The following is a 20,181-nucleotide window of genomic DNA, read 5'->3' on the forward strand; positions in this document are numbered from 1 at the left end:
CCCCACAAATACTTAATCCTGCACGTACTCCTTCCCGGTAACTAAAGCCACTTCAGCTCGGACAAATTCCCGTCCCAAGTAGGCTGCATGGTTTAGGAAGCTAACAGGGCAAGGTTGGGTTTGTTCAAAGATTTTCACACACAATTCTTTGGCAGTACGACCACTGAAAACAGTTGTATGATTTCTTTCCACCTTACCTCGTGCAGGAATGACCTTACCCGTTTCCGGGTCTACAGCTAAACCACGTTCATCAATAAAATTAGTAAAGTGTTTAGCATGAATTAAACGCTCATTGGCATCTATATATATTATAAAGTAACCCTGAGGATCAAGGTCAATGTGACGCTGGGAAAGTTTATCGTCAATAGCAGTTAAATCGTCAATTATTAAATCCATGATTGTAGAAAAATATGTCCATATTTTCTTATCTTACAGATCCAAGGTAATTTTTTGTCCGTTGTTTTCAAGAGGGATGAGGATTGAAAGGTAGGTCTGCGTTCATAGCTGTTATTTGTTGTGCTTCATGATGATTTGCCTGGGAAATATAACGGCGTAAAAGTTGACCCAGGTGGTTATGATAAAAGCGGTGCAAACTGTGATTGGGAGTAGCTGGAAAACCTCGCCGTTGCTTGTGTCTACCACCTGCACCTGGATCAAAAATTTGGATTTTACGGGATATAGCCCACTCAATAGGTGTATAATAACAAGCATCAAAGTGGAGACAATCTATTTCTTGAAAACTTCCCCAGTAACGTCCATATAACCTGTCATCTTTAAATAAACAAAATGACATTCCCAGAGGTTGGCTTGTGGATTGGTGATTATGGGCGGAAAAAAATACTACTCGATGGCGATAATTATGGTACAGACTTTCAAAAAACCTTTTAGTTAGATATTTACTACCCCACCAACCGAACTTATCACAGGTATCAGAGTAAAATTCGTACATTAATGGAAATAAAGACTGAGGGATCTCCTCACCTGTGACAGCTTGGAGTTTTAACCCCGCTGCTTCCACCGCTTTACGTTCTCTTTTAATATTCCTCCTTTGGTTGGCATTAAACATTTTTAAATAATCATCAAAACTCGCAAAACCGTCATTTTGCCAAATATAGCTGTGGTGTAACCAGGGAATAAAACCCTGTTTTTCTAGCACTAATTGCCATTGGGGGTCAACATATAAAAAATGACAGCCAGAAATATTGTGCCTAACACAAAAATCATCAATTTCACGAACCATAACCGCTGTGATTTCTTCCTCATCCTCTCCAGGAGCAATTAGAAAGCGATAACCTTCAGCAGGAGTAAGGGGTGACATTCCCAATAACTTTGGGTAGTAGTCCACACCTATACGATAAGCTAAATCTGCCCACTGATGATCAAAAACAAATTCTCCTTGACTATGCCCTTTTATATAAAGAGGTGCTGCACCAATTAATACATTATCACGCCACAACGTTAAATGGTTTGGTAACCAGCCAGTGTTAGCAGTGATGCTATGGGAACTTTCCATATTATGTAACCAGCACCATTCCAAAAAGGGGGTTTTTAGGGGTATTGCTAAAGCATCCCAAGCAGTTTGAGGAATTTGGCTAATCTGATCACTCCATTGTACACAATAGTTAGATTTCACTTGTTTTACCATGGTTAGTTTGGGAGATTATGGGAGGATGACAAGGTGGGATCCTCCCACTCAGATAATTGTCTATTTACCGCATTTGCAAAATCCTTAGATACCAACAGAACCTCTATACTTTGACTATTGCTATCAGTATAATTAACTTTTGCATATAATAAAGTATTATTAAAGTTAGGTTTACCTAAAACGAGTTGATGCTTTTTTTGACCTTGAAGTTTAACATCAATAACTGCAACAGGTTTATCTAGCCCAAACTCGCTTAATCGACCAACTGGGACTGGGATGATATTTTCACTTTTACCCTTAGTCAATAAATCTGTCAAATAGGAAACTATAGCTTTCTGTGCTGGTTTGGGCGTAGTGGATGCAGGTAGTTTCACTAACCATGTTGGCGGTTCCGATTTACTCCTCTGTTCTAAATCCAATGTATAGTCCTGGGTTTTAATGGTTATTGACTGAATATCACTGGTATTAAAAGAGAAAATTTGCTTTTTTTCCCGTTGATTAGATTCATGAGAACTGTTAGGTTGATTTATTTGTTTTTGGGTATTTTGTGCAACTTGTTCTGATTGACTCTTGCGTTTCATTTCATCAAAATAGACAAAACCACCTAAAGCTAGGGCTAAAATTACTAAAACTAAAGTTGTGTGCTTCATTTTGCTCCAAAAAAGGTAAGAAAAATAAACAATTATCAATTATCCACTATCTTCTGAACCACCATACAACAACACTGCTCAAAAAACCAATGAGAGGTAAAACCAATAGAGAGGAAACACCCAGCAAATTGGCTTTCATATTCGACATAATAATCCGACGGTTTGTTTGTTCCTTGGGTCGAATGGATAAAGGTTGTTCCTGTTTTTGACTTAACCAACTAACTGAATTGAGAAACACATCTCCATTCAATTGTTGTTGAAATAACCCGTCCCTGGCAAACTGTGAATTGCCAAAAATAACCAGTCGAGATTCTTGAGTCTTAGGTGGGGAATTTTTCTGCATGGGAGATGCTAACTTCTTAGTTAATGCTACACCTAATGTTAAAGGACCCTTTAAATCCTTACCTTCGTTAAACTCCAGCTTTTCGTTTTCTTGATCACTTTCAGCCCAACTATCAGGATATGCTTTAGTTCTGAGTAGAGGGGTAGAGTGGATACCAGGAGTGGGTTCTATAAGAATAGGACGTGCGAGAGGATAAAAAGAAATACCGTTGCGAAAATCCTGGGTGATAGGGTGTTCTCCATATTCGGTAATCAAAGGAGAAGCAGGTCCTAGTCCTAGATTTCCTCCACTGATATCAATAGCCAATCGGTTATCCAATTGCACACCCCAACTTTTTAGTAAAGTATCAAGTTTTGGGTTATGATTTGGGTCAATCATGAGCATAAGATTGCCACCAATATTCAGATAGTTTTCCAAAGCTGTAATTTCACCTGGCAATAATTCCCGTTTGGGACTGGCAATTACGACAACCCCAGCATCTGTAGGGACTGTAGTTTGTTGGGTTAAGCTCAGAGGTAGGGAGGTGAAATTATTATCTGTTAATCCTTGAATAGCTTGGGATATGGAATTCTCAGGATTTTTAGAGTTGGCAATTTCTAATTCACCGTGACCTTGTAAAAAATAAACTTTAGGGGAATCGTTGCTGATAATCTTTTGTAGTTGACTGGTTAACTTTACTTCTGATAAACGTTCATTTTCATTGACATCTTGTACAAACTGACGTTTATTATTAAATTCGAGATAGACTTTACCAAAGTCATTGACTCCAAATTTTCCTGCCAAACCAGGTCTAGTTTGAGGATCGACATATTCAAAGTTAAATTGGGGATTTTGTTCACGATACCTTTGTAGTAGTTCTTGATCCCCAGGATTTTTTTCTTTGGTGAATAACCAAAGTTTGGCTGGTTGAGGTAGAGTGCGTAGTATTTCTTGAGATTGGGGAGATAGGGTAAATAACTGGGTTTCTGTTAGGTCTAACCTAATCTGATAGCGATTACCTAAAAAATTGATTAATCCTAAGATTGTTAATACAGCTAATGTGGCAATTAAAGCATTGGTGTTTGACTGGGTAGAACGTTGTTGCCAAAACTGACTTTTCTGAGCTTGCAGGAGTACCCAAAAAATACAAATTACCGCCCCAGCAGTGATAAACCCTAGGGGGAGGATAGTCCATTCCGATGTAGCGCCAATCATTAATCCCAGAGCCAAAAAGAATGGTCCTAATAAGAATCCTAATACAATCAGTGGTTTGATGAAGTTGATTTTAAGTAGTTGTCTCATTTGTAGTTATGTAAATCTCTGATGATTGTGACTCTTACTAAAGTGACTATTGGCGTTGAAAACGCAGAGCATCTATTGATTGAGCAGTCAAAAAAATTCCCAGAATAATATAGCTGGCAAATAGTATGAAGCTACTGCTATCTAAAATTCCCTTGATTAAGGTGTTGTAGTGTTTCAACAGCGATAGATAACTCAGAATTTGTCCTAGTAAGCCTGGTAATGCTTGTGATAGGGAATCTATTAATAAGATTAGGATAACCACCACAAAGGTCAAGATTGCCGCTAAAACAGTACTACTTGTTAAGGAGGAAATGAACATTCCCAAGGATAAAATTGACGCAGCTAGGAGTATTAGTCCTAGATTGCTAATCAAAGGAATGACCAAAGACATGGGTGGATTTGATTCGCTAACGACTATGATCTGTAGTCCTATTATTGGTAAGAGTATACTGATGAAAAATGTTAAAACTCCCAACAGTTTACCTAGAGCCACCGCCCAGTTAGTAATTGGTGAGGTGGCTAACAATTCTAAGGTTCCTAATTTCCGTTCTTCTGCGTAAAGTCCCATGGAAAGAATAGGTAAAACAAATAATAATAACCAACTTATCCGATCTAAGAATGCCCGAATAAACTCGTATGGTACGTCTATGGGAGGAATGGGTACTCCAAATTGTTGTCCCTGTAAATCATACATGGAAACTGTAGGTAAAATTCCTCCTGGACCTAATAATATAAGTATGAAAAATACACTGGCAATAAACCAAAAGATGCCCGCTATTCCATAGGCTAATGGTGATACAAAATAACTTTGTAATTCTCGCCGATAAATGGCAATTATATTAGGAATTATGATACCTATATTACCCATATTAAATGTTGTCTCCTGAGGTTTCTGCTAGGTCTTTCGCTTCTATAAACTGAGATAAGATTTTTTCTTCAGTAGTTAGTTTCAAAAATACATCTTCTAAACTGGCACCAATTCGACGCATTTCGTGTAATTCAAATCCACCGTGAATTAATGTAGATGCTATATACTTTCCGGAATTCGATCCTGGTTCTGATAAGACACGCAGTACAGCATTCTGGCATGTACTCAAGTTAGACATGGATTCTACTAAACTTACCCCCGGTACATTTTGTAAAACTTGTTTAGCCAGGTCAACTTCCCCAGAAATAGTCAACTCATAGCCAGAACCTTCTGTTAACCTTGTCATCAGGTTTTCTGGACTGTTAGTAGCCACGATTTTACCACGGTTAATAATAGCTACTCGGTTACAGGTCATACTTACTTCCGGGAGAATGTGAGTGGAAAGAATAATGGTGTGTGTACCCGCTAAACTTTTAATCAGGTTTCGCACTTCGATAATTTGTCTGGGATCTAATCCCACCGTGGGTTCATCCAGAATAATAGCCGGGGGATCGTGAACAATGGCCTGGGCTATTCCCACTCTTTGACGAAATCCCTTGGAAAGCTTACGAATAATTACTTGACGCTTTTCTGTAATATTGCATCTCGCCATGGCAGCTTTCACTTTTGTCGGGCGATCGCCTGCTGGAATACCTTTAATTTGAGCAACAAAGTACAGAAAACCTTCCACAGTCATTTCAGGGTATAAGGGAGGTGTCTCTGGCAAATAACCGATTTTTTTGCGTACTGCTAGGGAATTGTCCTGGACATCATATCCAGCAATTTTCACTGTTCCCTTTGTAGCGGGGAGATAACCAGCTAAAATCCTCATGGTTGTGGTTTTACCTGCACCATTAGGACCTAAAAATCCCAGGATTTCACCAGGTTCCACTTTGAAGGTCACATCTGTGATTGCAGGGGTGGAACCATATATTTTACTCAGGTGATCAACTTCTATCATGAATTGTATACTGACAAGGTTGAAGACGGCATAATTTTCCTAGTCTATTATACTCGCGGAAAAATTGTCTTATGGCGTGTTCTTATTCTCTAGTTTTGATAGCAAATCCTATACTATTTATATTGTATTACTATTTTTTAGGTGTTAACGTGTATTATGAAACTTGTCTCATTATATATAAATCCTATAGCCGGTAACGATAGCAATAATGGTTCACAATTGAGTCCATTTAAAACTATCACCCGCGCCCTAAAAACTATCCCATCCCCGGGAATTATACGCCTGTCTATGGGAACCTATAGTACCCAAACCGGGGAGATTTTTCCCCTGGTTATCCCCCAAGGAGTTGTGTTGCTGGGCAATGAGTCTAAAAAGGGTGAAGGGATTATTATTACTGGAGGGGGTGAATATCACAGTCCCAGTTTTGGTCTACAAAATATCACCCTGTTATTTTCCGGTGATGGAAGTATACTGGGTATAACCATCACCAATTCTGTAAATAAAGGTACTGGAATTTGGATTGAATCCGCAGCACCAACCTTGGCTAATAATACTCTGTGTAAATGTGGTCGGGAAGGAATATTGATTACTGGTCAAGCTAAACCAGCGATTTTGGATAATGTTTTTATACAGAACACTGCCAGCGGTTTAATGATGGCACGTTCTAGTAAAGGGGAAGTTTTGCGCAATGTGTTTGAAAATAATCCCGTGGGAATAGCTATTACAGATTTAGCCGCGCCTTTGATTGCTAATAACAAGTTGGGGAAAAACCAAATCGGAATGGCAATCTCCCGCGATGCTAGTCCAGTGTTGCGGGGGAATTTGATTTATCAAAATAGCCAATGTGGTTTATCAATTAATGGTAATGCCATTCCTGACCTTGGCAAACCACAGGATCCTGCAGGCAATATTTTTCGTGAACAGGAAAATTTCGATGTTCAAAATAGTTCATCTCAAAGTTTAATTTCCGTAGGTAATCAAGTCAACACGTCTCAGATTAAGGGGTTATTAGAACTGGTAGCAGCTACTAATGATACAATTACTCCAATTATCACTAGCAGCTTCTCTGACCTTTATGGACACTGGGCTACAGCTTTTATTACAGCTTTAGTGGCTAAGGGATTTATTGGCGGTTTTCCCGATGGGACTTTTCAACCCAATACACCTATTACCCGTGCCCAATATGCGGCCCTGATTAAGAAAACTTTTCAACTACCAGATAGTCAAAATCTAAATAGGTTTAAAGATGTTAGAACCGATTTCTGGGCTAGTTCAGCTATTGCTAGTGCAGCTGATGCAAGTTTTTTAGGTGGTTTTCCTGATGGTACTTTTAGACCAGGACAAAACTTAACTAGGGTTCAAGCTATAGTATCTATTGTTAATGGACTAAAACTCACTGGCAGCAATCCTAATGGCTTACTAATTTATGGCGATCGCGCACAAATTCCCAGTTATGCCATTAATGCAACAACCATTGCCACCCAAAAACTGCTAGTCCTGAATTATCCCCAGCTAGATTTATTGGAACCCCTGAGAGAAATAACCCGTGCGGAAGTAGCAACCCTAATCTACCAAGCTTTAGTGGTTAAAGGTGAAGCGGAAGCTATAGCTTCGCCTTACATTGTCAAACCCGACAAGGAACAACCTTCTTTTTCTGATTTAGTGGGGCACTGGGCAGAAGCATATATTAGAGCATTAGTTAGTATGAATCTTACCAGTGGTTTTGCTGACGGTAGTTATCAACCAGATAAACCCATGACCAGATCCCAGTATGCAGCTTTAATAGCAGCTGCTTTCAACCCCGTAGCTAAACGAGCGACTGTGGATTTTATAGACATTCCCAGTGACTTTTGGGCGGTCAAAGCTATTCAGATAGCTTCTAGTGGAGGATTTATCGCTGGATTTAGTGACCGGACTTTTCGTCCCGATCAAAACATCCAGAGAATACAAGTCATTGTCTCTCTGGTGAACGGACTGGGACTGGTTTCTAATCAGAATCCCTCTTCCCTTAGTTATACGGATAAAAACTCCATCCCAGAATATGCCAAAGCAGCTGTGATCGCAGCAAGTCAACAAAACATAGTTGTCAATTATCCAGATCCAAAAATACTTGCACCCACAAAAGAAGCCACCAGAGCGGAGGTTGCAGCTATGACATATCAGGCACTAGTGGCTGTAAAAAGGGTTAAACCCATTGCTGAGAGTTGATTTTTCATGGTTTATTCTGGGACTAACTATTAAAATATATAACATCAACCAATGTTATGCCAAAATCATTCTGTAGCTCACAATACCTTGAAGTAAAGACAACCAGTGTTGACACAAAGACTGATACTTATTGCCTAAAGGTGACTACCCAGAAATCACTCCTGGAAAATTAAGACCCCATGCTAAAAAAATTCCCCAGTCCTTATGCTGAATTAGCGGTTAACTTATTAGTCCATTATGGTTTTGACTTAAATGGACACACTGCCATTGACCTAGTTGCCTACTGGGGTAAAGAATATCCCCATGATTGGTTACATATAGGAATTATAGAAGCCCTATATCAGGGACGATATAAAGCAATATCAGTGCAACAGATATTAACATTTTGGCAACGAAGAGGATGCGTCTATTATCATTTCAACACGGAATTTGAACGAATGATTTGTAACAAGTTTCCACAAATCCTCAAGCAGGACTTGGGTACTGTTTTATCTATTAAAACATCATTAAACTTGACACGGCCAAGTAATGGAGTTAAAAAAGTGTCTCCCCACTCTGATAATTATCACTTTCAGAATAATGATTTATCAGAAGATTTATTTATGGAAACCCATCTAGCATCACTAACAAGAAATTCTCAATATAATATTAGTACGCCTTTAAAAGACGTAATTAATCGCGAAGAAAAAATTAATCATGAAAGTTTATCCGAACCGGAACCTTTATCAGAAGTAATATCCGTTAATATTAATCACCCTCCAATTGGTCAATTTACACCCGAAAGTACCAACAACTCGGAAGTATTTACATCTAAACTTATAGCTATGACTATGAACTAGGAATAATTGCCTGTCAATTGATTGCTGGTAGTTATGTAATTAAGATAATTTGCTAGACTATTGAAAACTATTATTTTTATTTATTTGTATGTCCGAGGACAAATTAAAATCCCAGAATCGAATCGTCTACCGGGAATTTGGCAATGATCCATCGGAAGCTCTAGAACGTCCTGTTCCAGAACTACCCCCTAACCAACAAAATATCAGGATACAAGCTACCCGTGCGGGAAGAAAAGGCAAAACAGTGACCTTAATTAGCGGCTTTAAAAATAAACAAGAAAACCTTATAAACTTGTTAAAGCAATTAAAAACCCAATGTGGTACAGGGGGAACCTTGAAAGAAAACGAAATTGAGATTCAGGGGGATCATAAACAGAAAATTTTAGAGATTTTGTTAAAACTGGGCTACAAGGCTAAAATTAGTGGTGTTTGAGCATTAACGCTGTATGAAGCTCGCTTTCATGATTTTTAACGTTTTTGCTATGAGTACATAAAAAATGTAATTCCCTGAGAAGAAGAAAACTGCCAAACAGCAGTTAGGTGTTGAGTTGTAGATGAGTACAAAGAAATCCTGAGCCCCGTATGACAAATACTCGCACCCCACTAGCAAAATACTAGCACCCCTACCCAAAAAAAAAGATTTAATTTTTATCACCCTGATATTTAGTGGGATGATCACATTTGAGTAGATCAGTAATAAATCCAATAAATTCTATCCTAGGGACGGATAAATGGAGCATAAAAAGTGCTGCTATAAATCATTTATCGCCAATCACTTAACGCTCCTTAACAAATCAACTGCGAAAAGTGAGTGGAGGGCACCATTCCACCGAACCCTTGCGAAATTCAATGACACTACCGGCCACAGGAATTCTCACTTCCTCCCCACAGGAAACTCCCACAGGTAAATCTGGTGGTTGTGGTTACCACAGCACAACAACCTCAGAAATGGACGAAAAACTCAAAGAGCGGATTGCTAAACATCCTTGTTATAGTGAAGAAGCACATCACCATTATGCAAGAATGCATGTAGCAGTAGCTCCTGCATGCAATATTCAATGTAACTATTGTAACCGCAAATACGATTGTGCTAACGAAAGTCGTCCTGGGGTAGTCAGTGAACTGCTGACCCCAGAAGAAGCTGCTCATAAGGTATTAGTAATTGCCAGTAAAATTCCCCAAATGACGGTTTTGGGAATTGCTGGACCGGGAGATCCTCTAGCCAATCCTGAAAAAACATTTCGTACCTTTGAGTTGATTGCGGATAAAGCGCCAGATATTAAGCTTTGTTTATCAACCAATGGTTTGATGCTACCAGAATATATTGAACGCATCAAACAGTTAAATATAGATCACGTGACTATTACCTTGAACACCATTGACCCAGAAATAGGTGCAAAAATTTATTCCTGGGTTCACTATAAGCGGAAGCGTTATAAAGGTGTGGAAGGTGCGAAAATTTTGCTGGAGAAGCAAATGGAAGGATTGCAGGCTTTAAAAGAAGCTGATATTTTATGTAAAGTTAATTCCGTGATGATTCCTGGAATTAATGATCAACATCTAGTAGAAGTTAACAAAGTAATTAGAGAAAAAGGTGCATTCCTGCATAACATTATGCCCCTGATTTCTGCTCCAGAACATGGTACATATTTTGGGTTAAACGGTCAACGAGGTCCGACTAATAAAGAACTCAAGGAAGTGCAAGATCAGTGTTCTGGCAACATGAAAATGATGCGTCACTGTCGTCAGTGTCGAGCAGATGCAGTGGGACTATTAGGAGAAGATCGCAGCCAAGAATTTACCAAAGAGAAATTATTGGAAATGTCTCCAGAATACGATCTAGAAAAACGTCAACAAGTACAGGAAGGTATTGAGAAATTCAGAGAAGAGCTGAAACTGGCAAGACAAAAAGTTACTGCGGGCAAACAAATACCCAATCGGCTAAAAATTCTGGTAGCTGTAGCAACTAAAGGCGGTGGGTTAGTTAATCAACACTTTGGACATGCTAAGGAATTTCAGGTCTACGAGGTGGATGGAAATGAAGTTCGCTATGTAAGTCACCGCAGAATTGATCAATATTGTCAGGGTGGATACGGTGAAGAAGCAACAGCTGAAAATATAATTAAAGCAATTGCTGATTGCCAAGCAGTTTTAGTTGCTAAAATTGGCAACTGTCCCAAAGAGAAATTGCATGCAGCGGGTATACAGACTGTGGAATCATACGATCTAATTGAGAAAGTTGCCCTAGAATTTTACGAACAGTACGTAAGGGCTAATCACCAGTGATTCACTGCTTATAGCCCTAGCCAAACCAGAACGCCTATCCAGCAATTTACCCATCAACTCCTAGGCGTTCTGGAAAAAGCTATATGTTAGAGACCAAAATCTCCAAGGAGAAATAATCATGGCTTACACTATTACTAGCCAGTGCATTTCCTGCAATCTTTGTGTATCTGTATGTCCGAATGGTGCAATTGAAAAAGTTGAAGGTAAGCACATTATTGATGCTGAACGCTGTACAAACTGTGCCAACACAATTTACAGTGTACCTCAATGTAAAGCAGTTTGTCCTACGGCTAGCGGGTGTGTAGAACAACCGAAAGATTATTGGGAAATTTGGTTTTCTACCTACAATCGTATCATAGCCAAACTGACAAACAAACAGGACTATTGGGAACGTTGGTATAACACCTATTCCCAGAAGTTAGGGGAGCAATTGAAGAAGCATCAAGTTGTAGCTTAGGTAGTAGTAATCGATGGTAATTGGTAGATAGTAAAATACCTAAGATATACATTTTCTATTTGCCGTTACCATTTGTTAGCCATAAACAATAAATCATAAGTAATGAGTGAAATGTTGAAAAATTGTGTCTATCTGGATAATAATGCAACTACTAAGGTAGATCCTCAGGTTTTGGAAGCCATGCTACCTTATTTAACAGACTACTATGCAAATCCTTCTAGTATGCATAGTTTCGGGGGTCAACTGGCTAAAAATGTGAAAATAGCTAGAGAAAATGTTGCAGCTTTATTGGGATCTCAAGAGTCAGAAATCATTTTCACAAGTTGTGGAACTGAAGGTGATAATGCTGCTATTAAAGCAGCTTTGCTATCCCAACCAGATAAGCGCCATATCATCACTTCCCAGGTAGAACACCCAGCGGTTTTGAATGTTTGTAAACAATTGGAAACTCAAGGTTATGAAGTTACTTATTTGTCTGTTAATAGTCAAGGACAAATAGACTTGAATGAATTAGAGGCATCCCTAACTGGAAACACTGCTTTAGTGACTATTATGTATGCCAATAATGAAACCGGCACTATATTTCCAATTGAAGAAATTGGTGCTAGAGTAAAAGAGTATGGAGCTATATTTCATGTTGACGCAGTACAAGCGGTAGGAAAATTACCCTTGAATATGAAGACTAGTACAATTGATATGTTAACTATGTCTGGTCATAAAATTCATGCTCCTAAGGGTATTGGTGCTTTGTATGTGAAACGTGGTGTGAGATTTCGTCCCTTTTTAATTGGTGGACACCAAGAAAGGGGAAGAAGAGCAGGGACAGAAAATGTTCCAGGAATTATTGGTTTAGGAAAGGCCGCCCAATTGGAATTATTGCACTTGGAAGAAGCAACTAAAAGAGAAAGAAAACTACGGGATAATTTGGAACAAAGTTTATTAACTAAGATTCCTGATTGTGCAGTGAATGGAGATATTAATCATCGGTTGCCTAATACTTCTAATATTGGTTTTAAGTATATTGAAGGTGAGGCCATACTACTACTTTTAAATAAGCATGGTATTTGTGCCTCCTCCGGTTCTGCTTGCACTTCTGGTTCTCTAGAGCCATCTCATGTTTTAAGAGCCATGGGTTTACCTTATACTACCTTACATGGTTCAATTCGTTTTAGTCTTTCTCGCTATACTACCCAAGAGGAAGTAGATCAGGTAATAGCTGTCATGCCAGTAATTGTGGAAAAACTCCGCAGCTTATCTCCCTTCAAAAATGATGAAGCACAATGGTTACAACAGCAGTCTTTAGTAAGTAGTAAGTAGTCATTGGTAAATCCACAAATATCTAATCTAAAACTCCAATCAACAATTATGTGGGACTATACAGACAAAGTATTAGAATTGTTTTACGAACCGAAAAACCAGGGGACAATAGAAGATAACAGGGAACCTGGAGTTAAGGTAGCTACTGGTGAAGTGGGAAGTATTGCATGTGGTGATGCTTTAAGATTACATTTGAAAGTTGAAGAAGCTACGGATAAAATTCTGGATGCTCGTTTTCAAACTTTTGGTTGCACCAGTGCTATTGCTTCTTCTAGTGCTTTAACCGAAATGGTGAAAGGTCTCACCTTAGATGAAGCTTTAAGAGTCACCAATAAGGAAATAGCAGCATATTTGGGTGGACTACCTGAAGCTAAAATGCACTGTTCAGTCATGGGACAAGAAGCCTTAGAAGCAGCTATTTATAATTATCGAGGTATTCCACTAGCATCCCATGAGGACGATGATGAAGGTGTCCTAATCTGTAGTTGTTTTGGCATCACAGATGCTAAGATAAGAAAAGCAGTAAAGCAAAACAATCTGTTCAGTGCCGAGCAGGTTACAAATTATGTAAAAGCTGGTGGTGGATGCGGTTCTTGTTTGGCAAAAATTGATGATATAATTAAACAAGTACAGCAGGAGTTTACCCAAAAAATAGGCGCTGGCAATGGTACGGTAAGTCACAAACAATTTTCTGCTTTAGGTGATAATTTAAGACAGCAATTAGAGCAACAAAAACCGCTAACTAATGTCCAGAAAATTGCTCTGATTCAAAAAGTATTAGATGAAGAGGTCCGACCTGTTTTAATTGCCGACGGGGGAGACGTAGAATTATATGATATAGAAGGCAATAAGGTCAAAGTCATTCTTAAAGGCGCTTGTGGTTCATGTTCTAGCAGTACCGCTACATTAAAGATAGCCATTGAATCTAGATTACGAGAGCGCATCAACAAGGAAATTATCGTCGAAGCAGTTTAGTTTCATTTCTAAATAGTTAGAGTCTAATAAATACTATGAAAAACACAACAGCATTATATCTAGTAGAGCGTTCGCCACCATTAAACCGCGACGTTCTATACACGCTCACTGCCGTAGATACAAGGCGTGAGAAATCGACACACAAAAGACCGGTAAACCACTCAGACTAGGAACTAGGAAAAATGAGCGACGAAAGAATTAGACAGATAGCATTCTACGGCAAAGGCGGTATTGGTAAATCTACCACCTCTCAAAACACTCTAGCAGCTATGGCTGAAATGGGCCAACGCATTCTAATTGTGGGTTGCGACCCCAAAGCTGACTCTACCCGTTTGATGCTGCACTCTAAAGCTCAAACTACCGTATTGCACTTGGCTGCTGAGAAAGGTGCTGTAGAAGACCTGGAATTGGAAGAAGTAATGCTGACCGGATTCCGTGGTGTTAAATGCGTGGAATCTGGTGGTCCAGAACCCGGTGTAGGTTGTGCTGGTCGTGGTATTATCACTGCCATTAACTTTTTAGAAGAAAATGGTGCTTACCAAGATTTGGACTTCGTTTCCTACGACGTATTGGGTGACGTTGTATGTGGTGGTTTCGCTATGCCCATTCGTGAAGGTAAAGCACAAGAAATCTACATCGTTACCTCCGGTGAAATGATGGCGATGTACGCTGCAAACAACATCGCTCGTGGTATTTTGAAATATGCTCACTCTGGTGGTGTGCGTTTAGGTGGTTTAATCTGTAATAGCCGTAAGGTTGACCGTGAGGCTGAATTGATTGAAAACTTAGCTGAACGTTTAAACACCCAAATGATTCACTTCGTACCTCGTGACAACATTGTTCAACACGCAGAATTGCGTCGTATGACAGTTAACGAGTATGCACCCGATAGTAACCAGGCTAATGAATACCGTGCATTGGGTAAAAAGATCATCAATAACACCAAGCTAACTATTCCTACTCCTATGGAAATGGATGAGTTAGAAGCTCTGTTGATTGAGTATGGTATTCTTGATGATGACACCAAAAACGCTGAAGTAATTGGCAAGCCTGCTTCTGCAAGCAAGTAGTATTTAGTGATTGAGAAATGGGAAAAAGGAATACTCTACATTAATTTCCTTTTTACCTTTCTTTGGCAAATTTGGGGATGGAATTCCCCTACCTAAACAATACTAGAAAGAGCTAAGAGACATGACACCTCAAGACAACAAGAAGATTGTTGAAGAAAGAAAAGAACTGATTAAAGAAGTTCTCCAAGCTTACCCTGAAAAAGCTGCTAAGAAGCGTGAGAAGCATCTGAATGTACATGAAGAAGGTAAAACAGATTGTGGTGTTAAATCTAACATCAAATCTTTACCTGGTGTAATGACCGCCCGTGGTTGTGCTTATGCAGGCTCCAAGGGTGTGGTTTGGGGTCCTATTAAGGACATGATTCATATCAGCCATGGTCCTGTAGGTTGTGGTTACTGGTCTTGGTCTGGTCGTCGTAACTATTACTTAGGTACTACAGGTGTTGATACCTTTGGTACCATGCACTTCACTTCTGATTTCCAAGAACGGGACATCGTGTTTGGTGGAGACAAGAAGTTATTGAAGTTGATTCAAGAGTTGGAAGAATTGTTTCCCCTCAACCGTGGTGTTTCTGTTCAATCTGAATGTCCTATTGGTTTGATTGGAGATGATATCGAAGCGGTTTCTAAGAAAGCTGCCAAGGAACTGGGCAAACCAGTGGTTCCCGTCCGTTGCGAAGGTTTCCGTGGGGTATCTCAGTCTTTGGGACACCACATCGCTAACGACCAAATCCGTGACTGGGTATTCCCCAGAGCAGATCAAGCTAAAAAAGACGGTAGTCTCAAGTTTGAATCTACCCCCTATGACGTAGCAATTATTGGTGATTATAACATCGGTGGTGACGCTTGGGCTAGTCGTATTCTCTTAGAGGAAATTGGTTTACGTGTTGTTGCCCAGTGGTCTGGTGACGGTACCATTAATGAAATGTTGTTGACTCCTAATGTGAAGATCAACCTCATTCACTGTTATCGTTCTATGAACTATATCAGTCGTCACATGGAAGAAGCTTATGGTATTCCTTGGATGGAGTATAATTTCTTCGGACCTACCAAGATTGCTGAATCTTTAAGAGCGATCGCAGCCAGATTTGACTCTAAGATTCAAGAAAATGCTGAAAAGGTAATTGCTAAGTATCAGCCTTCCATGGATGCGATTATTGCTAAATACGGTCCTCGCTTGGAAGGTAAAACCGTAGCCATGATGGTTGGTGGTTTACGTCCTCGTCACGTTGTACCTGCATTCAACGATTTGGGCATGAAGTTAGTTGGTACAGGTTACGAGTTTGCTCACAGTGACGACTATAAACGTACCACTCACTATATTGACAATGGCACAATCGTTTATGACGACGTAACCGCCTTTGAATTTGAAGAATTCATCAAAGCTCTGAAGCCAGATTTAATTGCTTCTGGCGTAAAAGAGAAGTACGTATTCCAAAAGATGGGTCTTCCTTTCCGTCAAATGCACTCTTGGGATTATTCTGGTCCTTACCACGGTTACGACGGATTTGCCATTTTCGCTCGTGACATGGATTTGGCACTCAACAGTCCCACTTGGGGATTAATAGGTGCTCCCTGGAACAAATCTGCCAAGAAAGCTTTAAGAAAAGCTACAGCAGCAGTCTAAACAAAGAAAATATCAGGGTAAATTGCCCCCATAAATACTAAATAGTCCCCTATAAACCCTGACCAATATAGGTGAAAATATGGGCAAAGTAGGGGTGAGAAATTCAAAATTCAAAATTAAAAGTTCTCAAGTTTGAATTTTCCATTCTGAATTTTGGGCAGCATTTCCGACCCCCTACTTAAAAAGGGGCAATTAACTGATATCGCCACAGAAACACACCACATACAGCAATCTTGGAGAACTAGAAATGCCTCAGAATCCGGAAAAAATTAAGGATCACGTTGAACTATTCCACCAACCAGAATACCAACAACTGTTCCAAAACAAGAAAGAATTTGAAAATGGTCACACCCCTGAAGAAGTTCAACGGGTTGCAGAATGGACAAAGACCTGGGAATATCGTGAAAAGAACTTCGCTCGTGAAGCTTTAACCATTAACCCTGCTAAAGGTTGTCAACCTTTGGGTGCTATGTTCGCTGCTGTGGGTTTTGAAGGCACTCTTCCCTTCGTTCAAGGTTCTCAAGGTTGCGTTGCTTATTTCCGTACACACTTAACCCGTCACTATAAAGAACCATTTTCTGGCGTTTCTTCTTCCATGACTGAAGACGCTGCGGTTTTTGGTGGTCTGCAAAACATGATTGATGGTTTAGCAAATGCCTACGCACTTTACAAACCTAAAATGATTGCAGTTTGCACCACCTGTATGGCGGAAGTTATCGGTGATGACTTGGGTGCATTTATCACCAATGCTAAGAATGCTGGTTCCGTACCCCAGGATTTACCCGTACCTTTTGCGCACACACCTAGTTTCGTAGGATCCCACATCACCGGTTATGATAACATGATGAAGGGTATTCTTTCTAACCTAACAGCAGGTAAAAAGAAAGCTACCAGTAATGGTAAAATCAACTTCATCCCCGGTTTCGATACTTATGTAGAAAACAACCGTGAAGTGAAGCGTATAGCTGAACTAATGGGTATTAACTACACCCTGTTATCTGACAACAGTGATTATGTTGACTCACCTAACGATGGTGAATTTAACATGTACCCAGGTGGCACAAAACTAGAAGACGCAGCGGACTCCATCAACGCTAAAGCTACTATTGCTCTTCAAGCTTACTCCACCAGCAAGACCCGCGACTACATTGCTAAGGAATGGGGTCAAAAAGTTGAAGTTTCTCGTCCTTGGGGTATTAAGGGTACAGACGAATTCTTGATGAAACTCAGCGAGTTAACTGGTAAAGCAATTCCTACTGAATTAGAAGTAGAACGTGGTCGTGCAGTTGACGCTATGACTGACTCCCATGCGTGGGTACATGGTAAGCGTTTTGCTATCTACGGTGATCCTGACCTAGTCTATAGTGTTGTTGGGTTCATGCTAGAAATGGGTGCTGAACCCGTACACATTTTGGTTCATAACACCAATGAAGCATTTGAGAAGGAATTGAGAGGTCTTCTAGATTCTAGCGAATTCGGTAAAGAAGCTAAAATCTGGGGTGGTAAGGACTTATGGCACTTACGTTCCTTATTGTTTACCGAACCTGTAGATCTATTGATTGGTAATTCTTACGGTAAGTATTTGTGGCGTGATTGTGGTGTACCTTTAGTTAGAATTGGTTATCCCATCATGGATCGTCACCACTACCACCGTTATGCAACCGTTGGTTACAAGGGTGTTATTAACTTGTTGAACTGGATTGTTAACACCATCTTTGAAGAAATTGACCGCAATACCAATGTTCCTGGTAAGACAGATATTTCTTACGACTTAATTCGCTAGACAAATAACGGTTAAGTAGGGAGGCACAATTATTTGTAGGATAGGTTAGTGGTAGGGTAACCCATGGGGGCGTTGGGTTTCGTTCCTCAACCCAACCTACGTTCATGTTTAATTCCACCCACCTACTTAGTTGTCAAGCATCATCTTGAGGCCACTAATCCCTAAGTTAGTATCGGATGGGGATTGGGTATTAACCCAATTCCCTATTTCAATGAATCACCTGGTATTAAACCAAGGGAAAAATTCTCCAGTACCGAAATTATCAAGAATTGCTGTTATAAAAATTCAGTTACGGATAAATAGATATCTTTTTTTGAGAATTGAAATGTGTGAATCTAATGTGAAGAGGAATTTTGCAGTAAGTCTATAGATATTTCCAACCTTGAAGTTTTGGAAAGTAACCGAATTATAAAAACTGCCAAGACCAGACATAAAGCGAGACATCAATATGAAAATGAGCCAAGGCAAAATTAACGAACTGCTGAATGAATCAGGGTGTGAACATAATCAAAAAAAGCAAGCACAAAAGAAAAATAAATCCTGCACTCAACAAGCTCAACCCGGTGCTGCTCAAGGTGGTTGTGCTTTTGATGGTGCAATGATAGCCTTAGTGCCCATCACTGATGCAGCACATTTAGTCCATGGTCCAATTGCGTGCGCGGGAAATTCCTGGGGGAGTCGAGGTAGTTTGTCTTCTGGACCAATGCTGTATAAGACCGGTTTCACCACTGACTTAACAGAAAATGATGTAATTTTTGGAGGTGAGAGAAAATTATATCAAGCTATTCTAGAAATTCACAAACGTTATCAACCATCAGCTGTATTTGTTTACGCTACCTGTGTAACTGCTTTAATTGGCGATGATATGGAAGCGGTATGTAAAGTAGCAGCTGAAAAAATTGGCATTCCAGTGATTCCCGTAATTTCTCCTGGATTTATTGGCAGTAAAAATTTGGGAAATCGATTTGCAGGTGAATCTTTATTGGATTATGTGGTGGGAACTGGTGAACCAGAACATACCACACCATATGATATTAATTTGATTGGTGAGTACAATATTGCGGGAGAAATGTGGGGTGTTTTACCCCTATTTGAGAAATTGGGGGTTCGAGTCCTTGCCAAAATTACTGGTGATGCTCGCTATCAAGAAATTACATACGCTCATCGAGCCAAGTTAAATGTGATGATCTGCTCGCGGGCATTATTAAATATGGCGCGGAAAATGGAAGAACGCTATGGTATTCCCTATATTGAAGAGTCATTTTATGGGATAGATGATATTAATCGTTGTCTCAGAAATGTAGCAGCTAAATTAGGAGATGCAGAATTACAAGCACGGACTGAAAAACTAATTGCTCAAGAAACAGCTGCTTTAGATATTGCTCTAGCACCTTATAGAGAAAGATTAAAGGGTAAACGAGTGGTACTATATACCGGGGGAGTAAAGAGTTGGTCAATCATTTCTGCGGCTAAAGATTTAGGGATAGAAGTAGTGGCAACAAGTACTAGAAAAAGTACGGAAGAAGATAAGGCTAAAATCAAGAAATTACTAGGGAATGATGGCATTATGTTAGAAAAAGGTAATGCCCAGGAATTATTAAAATTAGTGAGGGATACAAAAGCCGATATGTTAATAGCTGGTGGCAGAAATCAGTACACAGCATTAAAAGCAAGAATTCCCTTTTTAGATATTAATCAAGAGCGTCATCATCCCTATGCTGGTTATATGGGAATGGTGGAAATGGCTAGAGAATTATACGAAGCTTTATATAGTCCCATCTGGGAACAAATTCGCAAACCAGCACCATGGGATAATGGGGAAACATTTTAAT

General features: G+C 39.7%; 17 protein-coding genes. 11 read left to right on the forward strand and 6 right to left on the reverse strand.

Annotation, left to right across the window (positions count from 1 at the left end; genetic code table 11):
- Nucleotides 1-12: 12 nt before the first annotated feature.
- From IAR63_RS09140 to IAR63_RS09165, 6 genes are all read right to left on the reverse strand, one after another.
- Nucleotides 13-396: a DUF4346 domain-containing protein gene (locus tag IAR63_RS09140; RefSeq protein ID WP_096544783.1), complete on the reverse strand. Its 384-nt coding sequence runs from the start codon at nt 394-396 to the stop codon at nt 13-15.
- Between the two features lie 67 nt (nt 397-463).
- Nucleotides 464-1,645, reverse strand: a complete 1,182-nt coding sequence (locus tag IAR63_RS09145; RefSeq protein ID WP_187705040.1) for a GNAT family N-acetyltransferase — start codon at nt 1,643-1,645, stop codon at nt 464-466.
- A gap of 2 nt (nt 1,646-1,647) precedes the next feature.
- Nucleotides 1,648-2,295, reverse strand: coding sequence for a DUF4340 domain-containing protein (locus IAR63_RS09150; protein WP_096544787.1), 648 nt, complete (start codon nt 2,293-2,295; stop codon nt 1,648-1,650).
- 46 nt (nt 2,296-2,341) lie between these two features.
- On the reverse strand, nt 2,342-3,919 hold the full coding sequence (locus IAR63_RS09155) for a GldG family protein (protein ID WP_187705041.1): 1,578 nt from the start codon (nt 3,917-3,919) through the stop codon (nt 2,342-2,344).
- Between the two features lie 46 nt (nt 3,920-3,965).
- Nucleotides 3,966-4,778, reverse strand: a complete 813-nt coding sequence (locus tag IAR63_RS09160) for an ABC transporter permease (protein ID WP_096547663.1) — start codon at nt 4,776-4,778, stop codon at nt 3,966-3,968.
- A 10-nt stretch (nt 4,779-4,788) separates the two neighbouring features.
- Complete coding sequence (locus IAR63_RS09165; RefSeq protein ID WP_187705042.1) at nt 4,789-5,787, reverse strand: ABC transporter ATP-binding protein; 999 nt, start codon at nt 5,785-5,787, stop codon at nt 4,789-4,791.
- A 156-nt stretch (nt 5,788-5,943) separates the two neighbouring features.
- On the opposite strand from IAR63_RS09165, the gene IAR63_RS09170 reads away from it, so the two are divergent.
- The 11 genes from IAR63_RS09170 (at nt 5,944) to nifE (ending at nt 20,180) form a co-directional block, all read left to right on the forward strand.
- The gene (locus IAR63_RS09170; protein ID WP_187705043.1) at nt 5,944-7,995 is read left to right on the forward strand and encodes an S-layer homology domain-containing protein; all 2,052 of its coding nucleotides are present in this window, start codon (nt 5,944-5,946) and stop codon (nt 7,993-7,995) included.
- Nucleotides 7,996-8,174: 179 nt separating this feature from the next.
- Nucleotides 8,175-8,834, forward strand: coding sequence for a hypothetical protein (locus IAR63_RS09175; RefSeq protein ID WP_187705044.1), 660 nt, complete (start codon nt 8,175-8,177; stop codon nt 8,832-8,834).
- Nucleotides 8,835-8,922: 88 nt separating this feature from the next.
- The gene (locus IAR63_RS09180) at nt 8,923-9,267 is read left to right on the forward strand and encodes a translation initiation factor (RefSeq protein WP_187705045.1); all 345 of its coding nucleotides are present in this window, start codon (nt 8,923-8,925) and stop codon (nt 9,265-9,267) included.
- Nucleotides 9,268-9,683: 416 nt separating this feature from the next.
- Entirely contained in the window at nt 9,684-11,120 is a 1,437-nt protein-coding gene (gene nifB / locus IAR63_RS09185; protein ID WP_187705046.1) for a nitrogenase cofactor biosynthesis protein NifB, read from the forward strand.
- Between the two features lie 118 nt (nt 11,121-11,238).
- Nucleotides 11,239-11,577 carry a 4Fe-4S binding protein gene (locus tag IAR63_RS09190; RefSeq protein ID WP_187705047.1) on the forward strand — a complete coding sequence of 113 codons (339 nt, stop codon included), beginning with the start codon at nt 11,239-11,241 and terminating at the stop codon, nt 11,575-11,577.
- 111 nt (nt 11,578-11,688) lie between these two features.
- Nucleotides 11,689-12,894 (forward strand): cysteine desulfurase NifS, encoded by a 1,206-nt coding sequence (nifS, locus tag IAR63_RS09195; RefSeq protein ID WP_187707425.1) that lies wholly within the window; start codon nt 11,689-11,691, stop codon nt 12,892-12,894.
- A 48-nt stretch (nt 12,895-12,942) separates the two neighbouring features.
- Nucleotides 12,943-13,869 carry a Fe-S cluster assembly protein NifU gene (gene nifU, locus IAR63_RS09200; RefSeq protein WP_187705048.1) on the forward strand — a complete coding sequence of 309 codons (927 nt, stop codon included), beginning with the start codon at nt 12,943-12,945 and terminating at the stop codon, nt 13,867-13,869.
- A gap of 182 nt (nt 13,870-14,051) precedes the next feature.
- Entirely contained in the window at nt 14,052-14,939 is an 888-nt protein-coding gene (nifH, locus tag IAR63_RS09205) for a nitrogenase iron protein (RefSeq protein ID WP_187705049.1), read from the forward strand.
- A gap of 121 nt (nt 14,940-15,060) precedes the next feature.
- Nucleotides 15,061-16,566 carry a nitrogenase molybdenum-iron protein alpha chain gene (nifD, locus tag IAR63_RS09210; RefSeq protein WP_187705050.1) on the forward strand — a complete coding sequence of 502 codons (1,506 nt, stop codon included), beginning with the start codon at nt 15,061-15,063 and terminating at the stop codon, nt 16,564-16,566.
- Nucleotides 16,567-16,813: 247 nt separating this feature from the next.
- Nucleotides 16,814-18,349, forward strand: a complete 1,536-nt coding sequence (gene nifK / locus IAR63_RS09215) for a nitrogenase molybdenum-iron protein subunit beta (protein WP_187705051.1) — start codon at nt 16,814-16,816, stop codon at nt 18,347-18,349.
- A 448-nt stretch (nt 18,350-18,797) separates the two neighbouring features.
- Nucleotides 18,798-20,180 (forward strand): nitrogenase iron-molybdenum cofactor biosynthesis protein NifE, encoded by a 1,383-nt coding sequence (nifE, locus tag IAR63_RS09220; protein WP_187705052.1) that lies wholly within the window; start codon nt 18,798-18,800, stop codon nt 20,178-20,180.
- Nucleotide 20,181 lies beyond the last annotated feature (1 nt).

Origin of the sequence: Cylindrospermopsis curvispora GIHE-G1, from assembly GCF_014489415.1 — a bacterium.
Classification (GTDB): domain Bacteria; phylum Cyanobacteriota; class Cyanobacteriia; order Cyanobacteriales; family Nostocaceae; genus Raphidiopsis; species Raphidiopsis curvispora_A.

Coding starts and splice junctions, on each gene's coding strand:
- nifU (WP_187705048.1), top strand. CDS start 12,943: ATGTGGGACTATACAGACAAAGTATTAGAATTGTTTTACGAACCGAAA.
- nifB (WP_187705046.1), top strand. CDS start 9,684: ATGACACTACCGGCCACAGGAATTCTCACTTCCTCCCCACAGGAAACT.
- IAR63_RS09145 (WP_187705040.1), bottom strand. CDS start 1,645: ATGGTAAAACAAGTGAAATCTAACTATTGTGTACAATGGAGTGATCAG.
- IAR63_RS09170 (WP_187705043.1), top strand. CDS start 5,944: ATGAAACTTGTCTCATTATATATAAATCCTATAGCCGGTAACGATAGC.
- nifE (WP_187705052.1), top strand. CDS start 18,798: ATGAAAATGAGCCAAGGCAAAATTAACGAACTGCTGAATGAATCAGGG.
- IAR63_RS09180 (WP_187705045.1), top strand. CDS start 8,923: ATGTCCGAGGACAAATTAAAATCCCAGAATCGAATCGTCTACCGGGAA.
- IAR63_RS09140 (WP_096544783.1), bottom strand. CDS start 396: ATGGATTTAATAATTGACGATTTAACTGCTATTGACGATAAACTTTCC.
- nifK (WP_187705051.1), top strand. CDS start 16,814: ATGCCTCAGAATCCGGAAAAAATTAAGGATCACGTTGAACTATTCCAC.
- IAR63_RS09165 (WP_187705042.1), bottom strand. CDS start 5,787: ATGATAGAAGTTGATCACCTGAGTAAAATATATGGTTCCACCCCTGCA.
- nifD (WP_187705050.1), top strand. CDS start 15,061: ATGACACCTCAAGACAACAAGAAGATTGTTGAAGAAAGAAAAGAACTG.
- IAR63_RS09150 (WP_096544787.1), bottom strand. CDS start 2,295: ATGAAGCACACAACTTTAGTTTTAGTAATTTTAGCCCTAGCTTTAGGT.
- IAR63_RS09190 (WP_187705047.1), top strand. CDS start 11,239: ATGGCTTACACTATTACTAGCCAGTGCATTTCCTGCAATCTTTGTGTA.
- IAR63_RS09155 (WP_187705041.1), bottom strand. CDS start 3,919: ATGAGACAACTACTTAAAATCAACTTCATCAAACCACTGATTGTATTA.
- nifS (WP_187707425.1), top strand. CDS start 11,689: ATGTTGAAAAATTGTGTCTATCTGGATAATAATGCAACTACTAAGGTA.
- IAR63_RS09175 (WP_187705044.1), top strand. CDS start 8,175: ATGCTAAAAAAATTCCCCAGTCCTTATGCTGAATTAGCGGTTAACTTA.
- nifH (WP_187705049.1), top strand. CDS start 14,052: ATGAGCGACGAAAGAATTAGACAGATAGCATTCTACGGCAAAGGCGGT.